Origin of the sequence: Marinimicrobium sp. UBA4209, assembly GCF_002381585.1 — a bacterium.
Classification (GTDB): Bacteria; Pseudomonadota; Gammaproteobacteria; order Pseudomonadales; family Cellvibrionaceae; genus Marinimicrobium; species Marinimicrobium koreense.
Genome location: NZ_DFTP01000057.1, coordinates 11982 through 12261, shown reverse-complemented (window position 1 = coordinate 12261; position 280 = coordinate 11982). Strand labels below are relative to the sequence as shown.

At 59.3% G+C, this 280-nt stretch carries 1 protein-coding gene; it reads left to right on the top strand.

What is annotated here, in order from left to right; translation table 11 throughout:
- Positions 1-280: hypothetical protein (locus B3187_RS08455; protein ID WP_286805739.1), on the top strand; the 280-nt coding region annotated here is incomplete at both ends.

Below are 280 nucleotides of genomic sequence, written 5' to 3'. Positions count from 1 at the left end.
GCAACAGCCTGGTGGTCTGGCTGTTCGGGATGTACGGCATCAGCCAGTCGCTTGGGGTGTCCATCGCTCCGGGGTTATCGCCGGACTGGTTGTACCCGAGGATTGTCTGGGGTGGGCTGTGGGGCTTTCTGTTTCTGCTGCCGGTGTTGAATAATCGGCTGTGGGCCCAGACGTTTGTGCTCAGTCTGTTCCCGACCATGATTCAGTTGTTTCTGGTGTTTCCGTATCAGACGCCGCATGGGGTTGCGGGTCTGGGGTTGGGGACCCTGACGCCGTTGTT